The sequence below is a fragment of the Arthrobacter sp. P4_F10 genome, from assembly GCF_056401435.1.
In genome coordinates this window covers 1-15,048 of sequence record NZ_JBFUJJ010000016.1, presented here as the reverse complement: position 1 = coordinate 15,048, position 15,048 = coordinate 1, and the positions used below count along the sequence as shown (strand labels likewise).

The 15,048-nt window shown below is 67.5% G+C and carries 16 protein-coding genes and 1 pseudogene; 13 read left to right on the top strand and 4 right to left on the bottom strand.

Going from position 1 to position 15,048, the window contains the following annotated elements; genetic code table 11:
- The first annotated feature begins 126 nt into the window (after positions 1-126).
- From AC1DR1_RS15580 to AC1DR1_RS15570, 3 genes are all read left to right on the top strand, one after another.
- Complete coding sequence (locus tag AC1DR1_RS15580; RefSeq protein WP_229994686.1) at positions 127-693, top strand: type 1 glutamine amidotransferase domain-containing protein; 567 nt, start codon at positions 127-129, stop codon at positions 691-693.
- Positions 694-873: 180 nt separating this feature from the next.
- On the top strand, positions 874-1,287 hold the full coding sequence (locus AC1DR1_RS15575; RefSeq protein WP_364744067.1) for a VOC family protein: 414 nt from the start codon (positions 874-876) through the stop codon (positions 1,285-1,287).
- A 102-nt stretch (positions 1,288-1,389) separates the two neighbouring features.
- Positions 1,390-1,608, top strand: coding sequence for a hypothetical protein (locus AC1DR1_RS15570; RefSeq protein ID WP_229994684.1), 219 nt, complete (start codon positions 1,390-1,392; stop codon positions 1,606-1,608).
- Between the two features lie 177 nt (positions 1,609-1,785).
- Here AC1DR1_RS15570 and AC1DR1_RS15565 read toward each other — a convergent pair whose 3' ends face one another.
- On the bottom strand, positions 1,786-2,520 hold the full coding sequence (locus tag AC1DR1_RS15565; RefSeq protein WP_364744064.1) for a GAF and ANTAR domain-containing protein: 735 nt from the start codon (positions 2,518-2,520) through the stop codon (positions 1,786-1,788).
- A gap of 349 nt (positions 2,521-2,869) precedes the next feature.
- On the opposite strand from AC1DR1_RS15565, the gene AC1DR1_RS15560 reads away from it, so the two are divergent.
- Positions 2,870-4,234: a phosphoribosyltransferase gene (locus AC1DR1_RS15560; RefSeq protein WP_229994682.1), complete on the top strand. Its 1,365-nt coding sequence runs from the start codon at positions 2,870-2,872 to the stop codon at positions 4,232-4,234.
- A gap of 4 nt (positions 4,235-4,238) precedes the next feature.
- Here AC1DR1_RS15560 and AC1DR1_RS15555 read toward each other — a convergent pair whose 3' ends face one another.
- Both AC1DR1_RS15555 and AC1DR1_RS15550 read right to left on the bottom strand, forming a co-directional pair.
- Positions 4,239-4,934, bottom strand: a complete 696-nt coding sequence (locus AC1DR1_RS15555; protein ID WP_476967284.1) for an SRPBCC family protein — start codon at positions 4,932-4,934, stop codon at positions 4,239-4,241.
- 10 nt (positions 4,935-4,944) lie between these two features.
- On the bottom strand, positions 4,945-5,418 hold the full coding sequence (locus AC1DR1_RS15550) for a universal stress protein (RefSeq protein WP_229994680.1): 474 nt from the start codon (positions 5,416-5,418) through the stop codon (positions 4,945-4,947).
- Between the two features lie 185 nt (positions 5,419-5,603).
- Here AC1DR1_RS15550 and AC1DR1_RS15545 point away from each other — a divergent pair, with 185 nt between their 5' ends.
- Together AC1DR1_RS15545 and AC1DR1_RS15540 are read left to right on the top strand one after the other, a co-directional pair.
- Positions 5,604-6,476: an NAD-dependent epimerase/dehydratase family protein gene (locus AC1DR1_RS15545; RefSeq protein WP_364744058.1), complete on the top strand. Its 873-nt coding sequence runs from the start codon at positions 5,604-5,606 to the stop codon at positions 6,474-6,476.
- Positions 6,477-6,496: 20 nt separating this feature from the next.
- Positions 6,497-7,528, top strand: coding sequence for an aldo/keto reductase (locus AC1DR1_RS15540; RefSeq protein ID WP_364744055.1), 1,032 nt, complete (start codon positions 6,497-6,499; stop codon positions 7,526-7,528).
- 33 nt (positions 7,529-7,561) lie between these two features.
- Here the strand turns inward: AC1DR1_RS15540 and AC1DR1_RS15535 are convergent, their stop codons facing one another.
- Positions 7,562-8,311: a FadR/GntR family transcriptional regulator gene (locus AC1DR1_RS15535; protein ID WP_229994677.1), complete on the bottom strand. Its 750-nt coding sequence runs from the start codon at positions 8,309-8,311 to the stop codon at positions 7,562-7,564.
- 140 nt (positions 8,312-8,451) lie between these two features.
- Between AC1DR1_RS15535 and AC1DR1_RS15530 the strand changes: the two genes are divergently transcribed.
- From AC1DR1_RS15530 to AC1DR1_RS15500, 7 genes and pseudogenes are all read left to right on the top strand, one after another.
- Positions 8,452-9,747 (top strand): ABC transporter substrate-binding protein, encoded by a 1,296-nt coding sequence (locus tag AC1DR1_RS15530; RefSeq protein ID WP_476992858.1) that lies wholly within the window; start codon positions 8,452-8,454, stop codon positions 9,745-9,747.
- Between the two features lie 128 nt (positions 9,748-9,875).
- The gene (locus AC1DR1_RS15525; RefSeq protein WP_229994675.1) at positions 9,876-10,829 is read left to right on the top strand and encodes a carbohydrate ABC transporter permease; all 954 of its coding nucleotides are present in this window, start codon (positions 9,876-9,878) and stop codon (positions 10,827-10,829) included.
- Entirely contained in the window at positions 10,826-11,719 is an 894-nt protein-coding gene (locus AC1DR1_RS15520; protein WP_229994674.1) for a carbohydrate ABC transporter permease, read from the top strand. The genes AC1DR1_RS15525 and AC1DR1_RS15520 overlap by 4 nt, the downstream gene beginning before the upstream one ends.
- 7 nt (positions 11,720-11,726) lie before the next feature.
- Positions 11,727-12,875: a galactonate dehydratase gene (gene dgoD / locus AC1DR1_RS15515; protein ID WP_090583896.1), complete on the top strand. Its 1,149-nt coding sequence runs from the start codon at positions 11,727-11,729 to the stop codon at positions 12,873-12,875.
- Between the two features lie 82 nt (positions 12,876-12,957).
- Complete coding sequence (locus AC1DR1_RS15510; protein WP_476992857.1) at positions 12,958-13,629, top strand: bifunctional 4-hydroxy-2-oxoglutarate aldolase/2-dehydro-3-deoxy-phosphogluconate aldolase; 672 nt, start codon at positions 12,958-12,960, stop codon at positions 13,627-13,629.
- Positions 13,629-14,681 carry a sugar kinase gene (locus AC1DR1_RS15505; RefSeq protein ID WP_476992856.1) on the top strand — a complete coding sequence of 351 codons (1,053 nt, stop codon included), beginning with the start codon at positions 13,629-13,631 and terminating at the stop codon, positions 14,679-14,681. Before AC1DR1_RS15510 ends, AC1DR1_RS15505 begins: the two co-directional genes overlap by 1 nt.
- 78 nt (positions 14,682-14,759) lie before the next feature.
- Positions 14,760-15,048: pseudogene (locus AC1DR1_RS15500) on the top strand (bifunctional D-altronate/D-mannonate dehydratase); the annotation flags it as partial.

The following is a 15,048-nucleotide window of genomic DNA, read 5'->3' as shown; positions in this document are numbered from 1 at the left end:
CGCATCATCAGCTTGCTTATGACTTGGCGGGTTCCTAGAGTTGAACTGCAAGCCAAGTGAGACTCTGCGCTGGCGCCGGGCACTGCCGATTGTTGCCCGGACCGCGCCCCGGAACGAGGAGGACACATGTCAGAGCACAATATTTCGGGCAAGAAGGTCGCGTTCCTGCTCACAGATGGTGTGGAGCAGGTGGAACTGACCAGCCCGTGGGATGCCGTGAAGGAAGCCGGCGGCGTGCCAACCCTGGTCTCGCCGAAGAGCGGAAAGCTGCAAGGCTACAACGGCACCGAAAAGGGCCAGACCTTCGCCGTCGACCTCGCCGTGGCGCGGGCCGACGCCGCCGATTTCCACGCCCTCGTCATCCCCGGCGGCGTAGTCAACGCCGATCACCTCCGCGTCGACAAGGACGCCCAGGCGTTCACCCGGTCCTTCTTCGAACAGCACAAGCCCGTCGCCTCCATCTGCCACGGCCCGTGGCTGCTCATCGACGCAGGCGTGGTCAGCGGCCGGAACGTGACCTCGTATCACACGCTCCAGACGGACCTCAAGAACGCCGGCGCGAACTGGACCGACGAGCAAGTCGTGGTGGACCAGGGCCTGGTGACCAGCCGCAGCCCGCGTGACCTCACGGCCTTCAACGCCAAGCTCCTTGAGGAAATCGCCGAAGGCGAACACGCCGGCCAGGCACCATAGCCACTATCCGCTCGTCACAGCGGCCGACGGCGGTGCGCAAACGCCGCCGCATCCTCTCGCCTTGTTCCCCTGCCGGGCACCTACCCATGCTGCCGGTTTTGCGGCAGGATATGCCCTGTAACGTGCACCGTCGTCGTTGCCGCACCGGCCGGCGCCCCCAAGCAGCAAGGAGTTTCGGACATGACTACGCTCAATCCCTACCTCGGCTTCCGCGACAGCGCGAAGGACGCCATGACCTTCTACCAGTCGGTATTCGGCGGGGAACTGACCATGAGTACGTTCGCCGAGTACCACGCCAGCGAGGACCCGGCAGAGCAGGAAAAGATCATGCATGCCCAGCTCCGGACGGACGGCGGCATGGTGCTCATGGGAGCCGACACGCCCAACAGCATGGACTACACCCCCGGCACCAACATTTCCGTGTCCCTTAGCGGGTCCGACGAAGCCGAGCTCCGTGGCTACTTCGACAAGCTGGCCGAGGGTGGCACCATCGCGATGCCGCTCGAAAAGGCACCGTGGGGCGATATCTTCGGGATGTGCAAGGACAGGTTCGGCGTGGACTGGCTGGTGAACGTCGGTTCCGAGCCCGCCTAGGGAAGGGCTGACGCCGGCGCGCCCCTGGCTCGTTGGGGCTATCCTGAATGCAGCCAGGACAGTGCGGGCACGAGTCAGTCCCCTGGCCCAGAGAGGCATGCAATGACCGAGAAGCTGCACCTCAGCCCGGAAGATGAATTCCCGGAAGACCTCAGCAAGGTCGCGGACAAGGATCTTCAGGTCCTCGACAGCCAAGTCGAGCGCCAGCTGGACTATGAGTACGTGGTGGAGGGGGAGCCGAATCCGGAGACGGAATTCCGGCACTATGACCTCGACGAGGAGTTCGAAGAGCGGGACAAGCGGGACAAGCCGGACACCTGAGCCGCAGGCGGCGGGCCACGCCGGCCACGTCTTCGCCTCGCGCGAAACGGCCGGCGGGTCCGCTCCCGCCCTCGTGCTCATCAATGGAATCGGCGCGCCACACCGCTCCCTGCGCCGGCTGCCCCAGCTCCAGGCCGGGAAACCGGGTCTGACCGCACAGGTTGGTCCTGGTCCGGGTTAGACCTCGAAGTGGGTCCGGGTGGGACCCTGGCCGAGTGCCTCGACCACCCCGGCCGCGACGACGTGGAGCTTGATGTTCCGGGCGCTGGACGCCGACTTCAGGAGCTCGAACGCTTCATCCTGGCTGCAACGGTTCTGCGCCATGATGATGCCGACGGCAACGTCGATAGCGGTCCGCGTTTCCAGGCTGGCCTTGAGGTCGGCGGCCGTCTCGCTGCTGTGCGCGAACCGGACCGCGAGCCGCAGGGCCATGGATGTCTGGTGGACGAAGTCACGGGCCAGTTCCGTGGCACGGTCATCGAACCGGCCCGGACGGTGCGAATACAGGTTCAAGGCGGCCTGGGTTTCGCCTTCGAGCAGGAACGGCAGCGCCAGAATGGACCGGAAGCCATGTCCGCGCACCATCGCGGCGTACTGCGGCCAGCGACCATCGAGATCAAGGTCCTCAACGTGGACGGTTTCCTGTTCCCGGGAAGCCGTCATGCAAGGGCCGTCCCCGAAGGTGTACTGGATTTCGTCCATGGCCTGCGCGGCGGGGCTGCTGCTGGCGACGGTGGCCGCCTTCCTTTGCCGCAGAAGGGTGATGCCGCACAGGATCTCGTCCCCGGGCTCGGACAGGCTGCGCGCGGACACCCTAGCGAGCTCGCAGAGGAAGTCCTCGACGTCGGAGCTGCGGAGCACCAGTTCCTGCAGCTGCTGGTTTATTGAATTTGCGGTTGACTCGCTGACCACTTGTCTGTTGTGCCGTTTCACTCAGGTCAAGACGACCCGGCGGCGCTCCCACCGCGGCAAATGGCGGATACGGCAGCGGCCGGATCGAAGAACAATCCAACGGCTCGCTGCAAAACCGTACCGAGAGAGTATATACATCCGAACCGCTGCCCGTCAGCCGCGGCAGCTCCGGCACGCAGGCCCAAAATCGGGCATAAAGGCCCTCACAGGGCTTCGGCCGCGGGCGGATAGTTGGAGGCAGCGGCCACCGGGTCCATTTCGGGTTTGGGGAACCCGCAGGAGCGCACCAGTTTCAGCAGCACACGACTGATGGCCGATGGCCCACGTTTCGACTTGAAAGCCATATCCCATGAGCATTTTTGAAGACAGGGTCGACGCCGGCAGGCAGCTCGGCCGTCGTCTGGCGGAACTGCGTGGCCAGGACATCGTGGTCCTGGGCCTGCCGCGCGGCGGCGTGCCTGTAGCCTTCGAAGTCGCCGCCGCCCTGGACGCTCCCCTGGACGTGATTGTGGTGCGGAAGCTCGGGCTTCCCTACCAGCCCGAGCTCGCCATGGGGGCGATCGGTGAAGGCGGTGCCAAGGTCCTGGACGAGCAGGTCCTGGCCCATTCACGGGTCAGCAGTGACGAACTGCAGGCCGTTGAGGAGCACGAGCGCGCCGCCTTGGAAAACCGGCTCGTCCTGTTCCGGAAGGGCCGGACCCGGCACGACCTGACCGGACGCATCGCGGTGATCGTCGACGACGGGATCGCCACCGGCTCCACTGCCCGGGTGGCCTGCCGGGTCGCCCGGAAACAGGGCGCGGCACGCGTGATCCTGGCGGTTCCGGTTGCCCCCGCGGAGACCCTCGCCAACCTGACAGAACCGGACGAAGTGGTCTGCCTGGCGACGCCGCGCCAGTTCACCGCCGTCGGTTACCACTACCGGGACTTCTCCCCGACGGACGACGACGAGGTGCTGCGACTGCTCGATCTTGCGGCCAAACGCGTCGAGACCTCGCCGCCGCCCTTCTGGGCCTCGGCGGCGGCCCGCGCCGACAGGGCCGCCGACGTCGACGAGGAAGTAGAGATCCCGTCCCGGGCGGTGCGGATCCAGGCACAGCTCCATCTTCCGGTCCCGGCCCGGGCCGTGGTGCTGTTCGCCCATGGCAGCGGCAGCAGCCGCCACAGCCCCCGGAACCGCTATGTGGCCGGTCTGCTGCAGCAGGCTGGACTCGGTACGCTGCTGCTGGACCTGCTGACCACCGCGGAGGAGCGCAGCCGCGCCAACGTCTTTGACATCGAACTTCTGGCCCGCAGGCTGTCCTCAGCAACGGACTGGCTTTCCACCCGGGCAGACACGGCCTCTTGCGCTGTGGGTTACTTCGGGGCGAGCACGGGCGCCGGGGCCGCGTTGTGGGCGGCGTCGGAGCCGTCGGCGCGAATCGCGGCTGTCGTCTCCCGCGGGGGCCGCCCCGATCTCGCCGGCCCGCGGCTGTCTGCCGTGACAGCGCCCACGCTCCTGATTGTGGGCAGCTTGGACCACGAGGTCCTGGAGCTCAACCGCCGGGCGAAGGCGATGATGCGCTGCCCCAGCCAGCTCGCTGTCGTGCAGGGGGCGACGCACTTGTTTGAAGAACCTGGCACGCTCGCGGCCGCGGCCATCCTTGCACGGGACTGGTTTGTCGACTACATGCTGCCGCCGGACGGTGCCAGCGCGCGGGCCACGGGCGTCTGAACAGTCAGGCGCCGTGCGCCTTGCGGCCCTCAGCTCTGTCACGGATGCCCAGGAGCATCCGCCGCTCCATCAGGAACTGCACCGGTTCCAGCAATGCGCGCAGGGCCAGCCCCTCGGCCAGGGGCGAGTAGTCGTACCGGGTGCGGGACAGGAGCCTGGTGGCCTGGGGGCCCGCAGGCCGCAACACGAACGTCCAGCCGATGTCGAGCCGGCGCCCGGTAGGACGGACGCCGGCGGGCGACATCTTGCCCGTGCGCAAGTCGATGGATCCGCCCAGCGCCAGCACAGCCCCGGACTCGAGACGCCTGACCGGCAGGCCGCCGTCGGGGGACAAGGGGACGATGTCGCCGACTTCCAGGCGCTGCAGTTCCGGGACAATCCTGTCTGCACTCCGGATGCCCAGACCCGTGGTTTTTTCGAGCCAGTCGTAGGAGTAAAAACCGCCACGCCCGGCGCCCAACTGGACGAGCCAAGGCCAGACGTCTGTGACCGGGGCCGCAATAGTGACCGCACGGGTGCTTTGCATGCGCGGGGCGGGCACGATCTCGTCCCCGGCGAGCGGCCCGGCGGCCTCCTGGGTGGTGGATCCCCAGAGCAGGAGCCGCGGCCGGACAGCCAAGACGTAAGTGGCGCCGGCCCCGGCCGCCGCGAGCGCCGCGAGCGGTCCGCGCATCCGGCCGGGAACGTGCGGGCCGCTCACGCGAGGGACCTCATCCGCTGGTCCGGTGGTCCGGACGGTCGTCCGCTCCCTGGCCGACCACCATCACCGGACAATGGGCATGGGCCGCGCAGGCCCCGCTCACCGAGCCCATGACCTGATGGAGGAATCCGCCCTTCCCGCGCCTGCCCACCACGAGCAACTGGGCGTTCTGGCTTTCCTCGATAAGGACCTTGGCCGGAGCCCCGAACTTGACCGAGCGGGTGAGGCCTTCCGGACGCGAGTCGCCGAAGGCACGCTCCAAGGCTTGGTCCACGAGATCTTTGGCGGTCTCCTCCAGCTGCTCAAGGGTGGGTGTCCTGTCCTCCGGCAGGTGGGATGCAAGGAAGAAATCGGACGTCCCCAGGCACGTAATGACCTCAATCGGGACGTTGAGACTCGTGGACATGCGTCCGGCGAGGCGGAGCGCCGTCGTCGAAAATTCGGAACCGTCCACGCCCACGACAATGCGCTGATCACCGTTCATGGTCCCCAGCCTTCCCTGTGCTCCCGGGCCTGCCTAGGGTCGAAAGTCACGCGGGGACGGAGCGGGGCTGGGCACCGCGCCCGGCTCACCTTAGGGTGGAACGGTGACTGTCGGCACCGGACCGGATGCCGGACCATGAGCCTGACCATGACGGTCAGCCGAGCCTGCCACCCGAGGAGTTCCTGATGAGAGTTGCTGTTACCGGAGGAAGCGGAAAGCTGGGCCGAAGCGTCGTTCGGCGGCTGAGCGATGACGGGCACGAGGTGACCAACCTGGACCGGACGGGCGCGCGCAGCCGCGGGTTCACGGAGGTGGACCTGCGCAACTACGGCCAGGTGGTGGATGTGTTCCTTGGCCTGGAGGACCGCCACGCCGGCTTTGACGCGGTGGTGCATCTGGCCGCGATTCCTGCACCGGGCCATGCCCCTGATGCCGCCACATTCGAGAACAACATGCAGTCCACGTACAACGTGTTCCAGGCCGCCCGCCGGGCCGGGATCAAGAAAATCGTCTACGCGTCCAGTGAGACCGTGCTGGGGCTGCCGTTCGACGTCGACCCTCCCTACATCCCGGTGGACGAGGACTACCCGGCCCGGCCGGAAAGCACGTACTCGCTGGTCAAACACCTTGAGGAGCAGATGGCCATCCAGCTGACCCGCTGGGACCCGGACCTGAGCATCACCGGCCTGCGGTTCTCCAACGTGATGGACCCGGAGGACTATGAGGAGTTCCCCTCCTTCGACCACGACGCGGGGCTGCGCAAGTGGAATCTCTGGGGCTACATTGACGGCCGGGACGGTGCGCAGGCCGTTGCCCGCGCCCTGGAGCGCGGCAAACCCGGTTTCGAGGCGTTCATCATCGCGAACGAGGACACCGTGATGAGCCGCTCCAGCGCCAGCCTCGCGGCCGAGGTGTTCCCCAGCGTCAAGGTGGTCAAGGACCTGGGCGAGCACGAGACCATGCTTTCGATCGACAAGGCCAAGCGGCTGCTGGGCTACGCGCCCGAGCACACCTGGCGGACGTACCACTCGCTGCGCACCACCCCCACGGAAGACTGACCCCAAACTCGAGGAGTTCCATGCAATACCGCACCCTGGGCAACAGCGGCGCCGTCGTCTCCAACTACGCGCTGGGCACCATGACCTTTGGCGCCGAGGCCACCGAGGAGCAGTCCCGCACCATCCTGGACGACTACTTCGCGGCGGGCGGCAACTTCATCGACACGGCGGACGTCTACAGCTCCGGGGCGTCGGAGGAAATCATCGGCCGGTGGCTGGCGGACCGGCCGGATGTCCGGGACCGGGCGGTCGTGGCCACAAAGGGCCGCTTCCCGATGGGCCAGGCCCCCAACGACGTCGGGACTTCCCGCCGGCATCTGGTCCGGGCACTGGATGACTCGCTGCGCCGGCTGGGCGTGGAGCAGATCGATCTCTACCAGCTGCACGCATGGGATCCGGTGACGCCCCTCGAGGAGACCCTCCGGTTCCTGCACGACGCCGTCACCAGCGGCAAGATCGCCTACTACGGCTTTTCCAACTTCCTGGGCTGGCAGCTGACCAAGGCCGTGCATGTGGCGAAGGCCCACGGCTGGAGTGCCCCGGTGACGCTGCAGCCGCAGTACAGCTTGCTGGTCCGCGAGATCGAGTCGGAAGTTGTGCCGGCCTCGCTGGACGCAGGGATCGGGCTGCTGCCCTGGTCGCCGCTCGGCGGCGGGTGGCTCTCCGGCAAGTACAAGCGCGATCAGGCGCCCGCCGGGGCCACCCGTCTCGGCGAAAATCCGAAGCGTGGGATGGAGGCCTGGGAGGCCCGCAACGCCGATCAGCGCACCTGGGACGTGATTGCCGAGGTGGAGGAAACCGCCGGGCGCCATGGCGTGAGCGCGTCCCAAGTGGCGCTGGCCTGGCTGGCGGACCGGCCGGCGGTCACCTCGGTGATCCTGGGCGCCCGCACCACCGCACAGTTGGCGGACAATCTCGCGGCGGCGGATCTCCGGCTCACCCCGGGCGAGACGGAGCGGCTGACCGAGGTCAGCCGGCCGCGCGTCGGCGTCTATCCGTACGGGCCCATGGCCCAGGAGCAGCGCAGCCGGAAGCTCGAGGGCGGCCGCTAAAGAACGGTGTGATGGGCTGGAAGTGACCCCGCGTTAGGTGGCTGGGGAGGCGGGGCCGCCGGCGTGATAGCTGGACCAGATGTCGCCCATTTCCTCGGTGGACTGCTCCACGATCCTGCTCATGGCGGCGTGCGCCGCGTCCGCCTCGCCGCGCTGAATGGCGCTGGCCACATCCACATGCAGCTGCAGGGCCTCGTGGTGTGGCAACTGCGGCATGAGGCCGTGCTCGGTGCGCCCAGTCAGCACCTCGGTGACCAGGTTGTGCAGCTGGGAAAACATGGCGTTGCCGGAGGCCCGGAGCACCGCCGCGTGGAAGTCGATGTCGAGCCGGAGGAACTCGTCCCGGTCCCCGCGCTGGCCGGACGCCCACAGCTTTGCGGCCAGGGACACGAGGTCGCTCCCGGCATCCCAGGATGCCCTCTCGGCAGCAAGGCGGGCAGCCTGCGGTTCGATTGCCCCGCGGAGCTCGTTCAGGGCCTGCAATTGCTCCAGCCGCCTTGAGGATGCGAGCCGCCAGCGGATCACTTGGGGATCGTACGCGTTCCACGATTCCTCCGGCTGCACCACCGTCCCCAGCCGCCGCCGCGACTCCAGCATTCCCTTGGAGGACAGCACGCGGGTGGCTTCCCGCACCACGGACCGGGAGACCTTGTGCTCGGCCTCAAGCTCGTCCAGACGCAGGATCGAGTGCGGCGCCAGCGTCCCTTCGGCGATGGCAAGCCCCAGGTTCTGGACCAGCACCGAATGCAGGTCTGCTGTTGGCTCCGCCTTTGGAGTTTTCATAAATAAATCATACGGGTGTGGCGCAAGGGGTTGTTTAAGTCTGCTTTATTTACCTAAGATCGCTTCCAGAGCAGATGTAAAGATGCATTTGCAGCCGGCTGGACAGAGACGCCCAGCCCTGAAAACCAAAGGAAGTCGTAATGAAGCGACGTTCGATTGCGAAGTACGCGGCTGTCGCCGCGGTCCTGTCCCTGGGGCTGACTGCCTGCGGCGGCGCCAGTGGCAGCACCGACGCCAAGACCGCCGGCACCGTGCGGGTCACCCTCGCGAACCACGTCTGGACCGAAGGCATCAAGGCGGCCATTCCGGAATTCGAGAAGTCCAGCGGACTCAAGGTCGAACTGACCCAACTGGGCGAAGAGCAGCTCTCGGACCAGTACAACGTCAAGCTCAACGCCGGCAGCGACGAGATCGACGTGATGATGTACCGCCCGCTCCAGGAAGGCAAGGCGTTCGCGAAGAACGGCTACCTCGCGGACCTGACGTCCAAGGTCTCCTCGGACGCCACGTGGGACTGGAAGGACTACCAGGAGGGCCCGGTCAAGGCCACCACCGCTGACGGGAAGGTGGTCGGCGTCCCGATCATCACCGAGCGCGAAGTCCTCTACTACCGCAAGGACCTGCTGAAGGCCGCCGGCCTGGAGGTTCCCAAGACCATGGACGAGCTCGAAGCCGCGGCCAAGGCCATCAAGGCTTCCTCTCCGGACACGGCCGGCTTCGTGGCACGCACCGGCAAGTCCGCCGCCGTCACCCAGTTCTCCAGCTTCCTGTACAGCTTCGGCGGCGACTTCACCGACGCCGGCGGCAAATCCGCCGTCAACTCCGACGCCGCGAAGAAGGCCTATGCGTTCTACGGCGGCCTGATCAAGAACTACGGCCCCGCCAACGTCAGCACCGACATGAGCTGGCCCGAGGCGATGGCAATCTTCACCCAGGGCAAGGCTGCCTTCTACACGGAGGCCGACTCGCTCTACAAGAACGCCACCGACCCGGCCAAATCCAAGGTCGCCGACACTGTCGGGTTCGCCGCGCTGCCCGCCGGCCCCGCAGGTTCGAAGCCGTACAACATCCCGTCCTGGGGCCTTGCCATCAACCAGGCATCAAGCAACCAGGACAACGCCTGGAAGTTCATCCAGTGGGCCACCAGCAAGGAACGCACCCTCGAAGCGCAGAAGGCCGGCGTCCCCGGACCGCGCGCCTCGGTCTGGGCTGACCAGGCCGGAACCTCCACCTACCCGAAGGACCTCGCCGAGGCCATCTCCGCCAGCGCCAAGAACGGCGTCGGGCACGACCGTCCCGAGGTTGTCACCGTAGGCAAGGCCCGCGAAATCGTGGGCGGCCCGATCGTCGCGACCATCACCGGCTCTGACGCTTCCGGCGCAGCCGACACGGCGCACGATGCCTTCCAGAAGTTCCTGGACAGCGAAAAGAAGTAGTGCGGCCGGCGCGCCACGCGCCTGACCCGCTACCCGCCTGACGCACCATCCAGCCCGGCGGGGCGGCAGTCCGCTGCCGTCCCGCCGCGGCCAGCTCTTCACTTCACCCCCAACTCCTTAGGTGAACCATGTCTGTATTGACCCCTCCCCGCAGCGCGCCATCCCGGAAGGCCGCCCGCACACCCAGTGCACGCGAGAACTTCTCGGGCTGGGCCAACCGGCACCGCAAGTGGCTCTTCGCCGCGCCCGCCATGATCTTCGTCGGCGTCCTGATCGTCTTCCCCCTGGCCTGGACCCTGTACCTGAGCCTGACCGATTCGCAGGGCTCGGTCCGGGCTGCCTCCGAGTTTGTCGGCCTCCAGAACTACCTCACGGTCCTGTCCGACGTCGAGCGCTTCTGGCCCGCCGTCGGCCGCACGCTGAGCTTCACCGGCGTTGCCCTCGTCTGCGAGGTGGTGCTCGGCATGTGCATCGCGCTGCTGCTGTGGCGCCCGTTCCGCGGCGAAAAGTGGGTCCGCGTGGCCATCCTGCTCCCGCTCGTCGCCACCCCCGTGGCGGTCGGCATGATGTGGCGGCTGATCTTCGATCCCAACATCGGCTTCGTCAACCAGCTGCTCGGCATGGTCGGCATCCCCGCCCAGCCCTGGCTCTCCGGCCAGGACACGGCGCTCGGCACCACCATCTTCATGGACGTGTGGCAGTGGACCCCCATGGTGGTCCTGATCCTGCTGGCAGGGCTGACCTCCCTCTCCGAGGAGCCTGACGAGGCGGCCCGGATGGACGGCGCCAACGCCTTCCAGCGCTTCTTCTTCATTACCCTGCCCCTCATGATGCCGACCGTGATCGTCGCCATCCTGCTCCGGGGCATCGACGCCCTGAAGACCTTCGACATCCTCTACGCCACCAAGGGCAAGGGCGGCGGGTCCTTCCACGAAGTGGAAACGCTCAACGTCTACGCCTACGGGCTGAGCTTCGACTACAACCAGTACGGTCTCTCCTCCGCGGTGCTGATCCTGTTCTTCATGATCATCATCGGCTCCATGTGGCTGCTGACCATGCGCAAGAAAGCGGTAAGCAAATGACCGTACTGAAAGAAAACACCGAACCCCAAACCGCCCCCGCCGTGCCGGCCACGACGGAGCCGCGCCGGCGGAAGCCCGTGGGCACCCGCGCGTACAAGGTGTTCCGCGTAGCCGCGCTGGTGGCCGTGGTGCTGTTCCTGGTGGCCCCGCTGTTCTGGATGCTTCTGGCCTCGTTCAAGACCAACGTGGACATCTACGACACYGGCAAGTCGTTCTTCTTCACCCCTACGGGCGAGAACTACGCCAACGTGCTGCAGCGGAACAACTACTTCGTCTTCATCTTCAACAGCTTCTGGGTGGCCTTCGTTTCCACGGCGCTGTCGCTGGTCCTGGGCGTGCCGGCCGCCTACGCCATGAGCCGCTTCACCATGCACCGCTCGGCGCTCGTGGTCCTGATGGCCCGCGTCATCCCCGGCGTCTCGCTGCTGGTGCCCTGGTACTACGTCTTCTCCAACCTGAAAATGGTGGGCGGGTTCGAGGTGCTGATCCTCAGCCACATGTTCGTCTCGCTGCCGCTGATCGTGTACATCATGATGAGCTACTTTGATTCCCTGCCGCTGGAACTGGAGGAATCGGCCCAGGTGGACGGCCTGACCCCGATCGGCGCCTTCCGCCGCATCACCTTGCCGCTCTCCGTCTCCGGCATCGCCACCGCCGGCATCCTGTCCTTCATCTTCTCGTGGAACAACTTCATGTTCGCCCTGGTGCTCTCCGGCTCCAAGACCAAGACCCTCCCGGTCGCGATCTTCGACTTCGTCTCCTACGCCAGCATCGACTGGGGCGGACTGATGGCGGCCGCCACCGTGGTCACCATCCCGATCATGATCATTGCGCTCTTCACGCAGAAGTACATCGTTTCCGGCCTCACCGCCGGCGCGACCAAGGGCTAGGCAGCACATGACACTCATCAGCAGGATTGAAACGTTCCTCGTCGCGCCGCGCTGGCTCTTCGTCCGGATCGAGACGGACAGCGGGATCGTCGGGTGGGGCGAGGCGAGCTGCGAAGGCCGCAGCGAAACCGTGCGCACCGCCGTCGACCAGCTCTCGGAGCTGCTCATCGGCAACGATGCCCTGCGGATCGAGGACCACTGGCAGGTGATGACCAAGGGGTCCTTCTACCGCGGCGGGCCCATCCTGGCCAGCGCCGTGTCCGGCCTGGACCAGGCCCTTTGGGACATCGCGGGCAAGCACTTCAACACGCCCGTGCACCAGCTCCTCGGCGGCCACGTCCGGGACCGGATCCGGATGTACGGCTGGGTGGGCGGGGACGAGCCCAACGAGGTGGCCGACCAGATCAGCGCGCAGCTGGCGGTCGGGCTCACGGCCGTCAAGATGAACGCCAGCGGCCGGATGAGCCCCATCGCCTCGGTGGCCGAGCTCGACGGCGTCGTCCGCCGGGTGGCCGCGGCCCGCGAGGTCCTCGGCGACCACCGCGACGTGGCCGTGGACTTCCACGGCCGCTTCAGCCTGGCCAACGCCCGCCGGGTGGCGCCGCTGCTGGAACCGTACCGGCCCTTCTTCCTCGAAGAACCGGTGGTCCCGGAAAACACGCACCTGCTGCGCGAGTTCACCTCTTCGACGACGACGCCGGTCTCCACCGGCGAGCGGCTCTACAGCCGGCAGGAATTCCTGCCCGCGCTGCAGGCCGGCATCGCCGTGGCCCAGCCGGATCTCTCCCATGCCGGCGGCATCACCGAGGTCCGAAAGATCGCCTCGCTCGCCGAAATCTACGAAGTCCAGCTTGCCCCGCACTGCCCGCTGGGCCCGCTGGCACTGGCCGCCTGCCTGCAGGTGGGTTTCGCGACACCCAACTTCCTGATCCAGGAGCAAAGCATCGGCATCCACTACAACCAGGGTGCCGAAGTCCTGGACTACGTGGTGGACAAGTCCCCGCTGAAGTTCGTGGACGGGCACATCGAGCGGCTCACCGGCCCCGGCCTGGGCATCGAAATCGACGAAGCCGTGGTCCGTGCCGCGGACAAGCGCGGGCATGCCTGGCGCGGTCCCGTCTGGCGGCACCCCGACGGTGCCTTCGCCGAGTGGTGAACGCCGGAACGGTAAACACCGGAACGGTGAACACCGGAACGGTAACACTGCCCTGAACGCCCCGACTAAGGAGAAGCCTGACATGGAGAACAACCTGGCGCCCGAACTGCTGCTGGCCGGCATCCGGGAAACCCGGCTGGTGGCAATTGTGCGCGGCACGGACGGGGCAGCCGCCGCCCAGGCAGCTCTCGCGGCGATGGAGGAGGGCTTCCGATACGTCGAAATTGCGCTCACCACACCGGGGGCGCTCGAGGCGATCCGCGAGGTCCGCGCGGCCGCCCCGGCGGACTGCTTCGTCGGCGCCGGAACAGTGCTGACGGCCCAGGACGTTGACCGGGTCGCCGAGGCGGGTGGCCAGTTCATGGTGACGCCGTCGCTGGCAGAGTCGATCGCCGAATCGGCCCGGCTGGGACTGCCGGTGCTGGCCGGTGCGCTGACTCCCAGTGAGGCCTACGAAGCCATGAACCGGGGCGCCACCGCGGTCAAGCTGTTCCCCGCCTCGATCGGCGGACCGGGCTACCTCAAGGCGCTCCGCGATCCCTTCCCCGGAATCCCGTTCATCGCCGTCGGCGGCGTCGGGCTGGGCGAGGCCGCGGGCTACTGGGAAGCCGGCGCCATCGCCGTGGGACTCGGCGGACCGCTGTTCGGCGACGCCGGCTCCGGCGGCGACCTCGCCCCGATGCGGGAACGGGCCCGCGGTTTCGTGGCCCTGGCCGCCGAATTCGGCCGCCCGCGCGCGGAGAGCCTGCGGTGATGGCCGCCGCCCACAACGCTCCCTCCCCGCAGGCCGTTGACCTTCTGACCTTTGGCGAGTCCATGGTCTCGCTGCGGTCCACCGGCCCGCTGTCCGCCGGCGGCAGCCTGGGCATGCACGTGGCCGGGGCCGAATCGAACGTGGCCGTCGGGGTCGCCCGGCTCGGGCACAGCGTCACCTGGGCCGGGGTGGTCGGCGCCGACCCGCATGGCGAGTACATCCTGCGGCAGCTGCGCGCCGAGGGGATCGGGCTGCGGCACCGGATTGACGCCGCGCGGAACACCGGCGTGATGTTCCTCGAACAACGCACAGCCGATGTCACCCGGGCCTTCTACTACCGCGCCGGTTCCGCCGGGTCCACCCTCGGACGGGACGACCTGGACCGTGCCTTGACGGACGGTGCCCGGATCCTGCATCTGACCGGCATCACTGCCGCCCTCAGTCCCGACGCCCGGAAGGCCGTGGAATACGCGGCCGAGCGCGCTGCCGCCGACGGCATGGAGGTCTCCCTCGATGTCAATTACCGCAGCAAGCTCTGGACCCGGGAGGAGGCCTGCGCTGTGCTCACGCCGCTCGCCGGGTATGCCAGCATCGTGATCGCCTCCGACGACGAACTCGGGCTGGTCGCTGCTGCTCCCGGGGCAGGCCAAGCTGGAACATGGGACGCCGACGCCGACGCCGACGCCGACGCCGACGCCGACGCCGACGCGGACGCCGTCGAAACGGCGATGGCCACCCAACTGCTGGACCGCGGGGTCCGGGAAGTAGTGGTCAAACGCGGCGCCGCCGGCGCCGGCGTCCACACCGCCGACGGGCGCTGGGAGGCACCCGCCGTCCCCGTGACCAGCATCGATACCGTGGGGGCCGGGGACGCCTTTACCGCCGGCTACCTTTCGGCGCTGCTCGACGGCACCGACGTCGCCGGCCGCCTGGAGCGCGGCGTCCTGGCGGGAGCCTTTGCCGTCAGCACCGCCGGGGACTGGGAAGGCCTGCCGGGCCGCGCGGAACTTGCACTGCTCGGGAGCACACCGGGCGGAACCACGCAGCGCTGAGCCCACCCCGGGCGCCCATCCGGGCCGCCTGCCATTCACCGGCTAAGACACCCCCGTTAGACCAGAAAAGGACCTGTTGTGAAAATCATTGCCGCTGAAGTCTTCGTGACCAGCCCCTCCCGGAATTTCGTGACCCTGCGGATCACCACCGAGGACGGGGTGACCGGGATCGGGGACGCGACCCTGAACGGGCGCGAGCTCGCGGTGGCCGCGTATTTGAAGGAGCACGTCGCGCAGCTGCTGATCGGCAAGGATCCGCACCGGATCGAGGACACCTGGCAGTTCCTGTACCGGTCCTCGTACTGGCGCCGCGGCCCGGTGACGATGGCCGCGATCGCCGCGGTGGACATGGCTTTGGACATGGCTT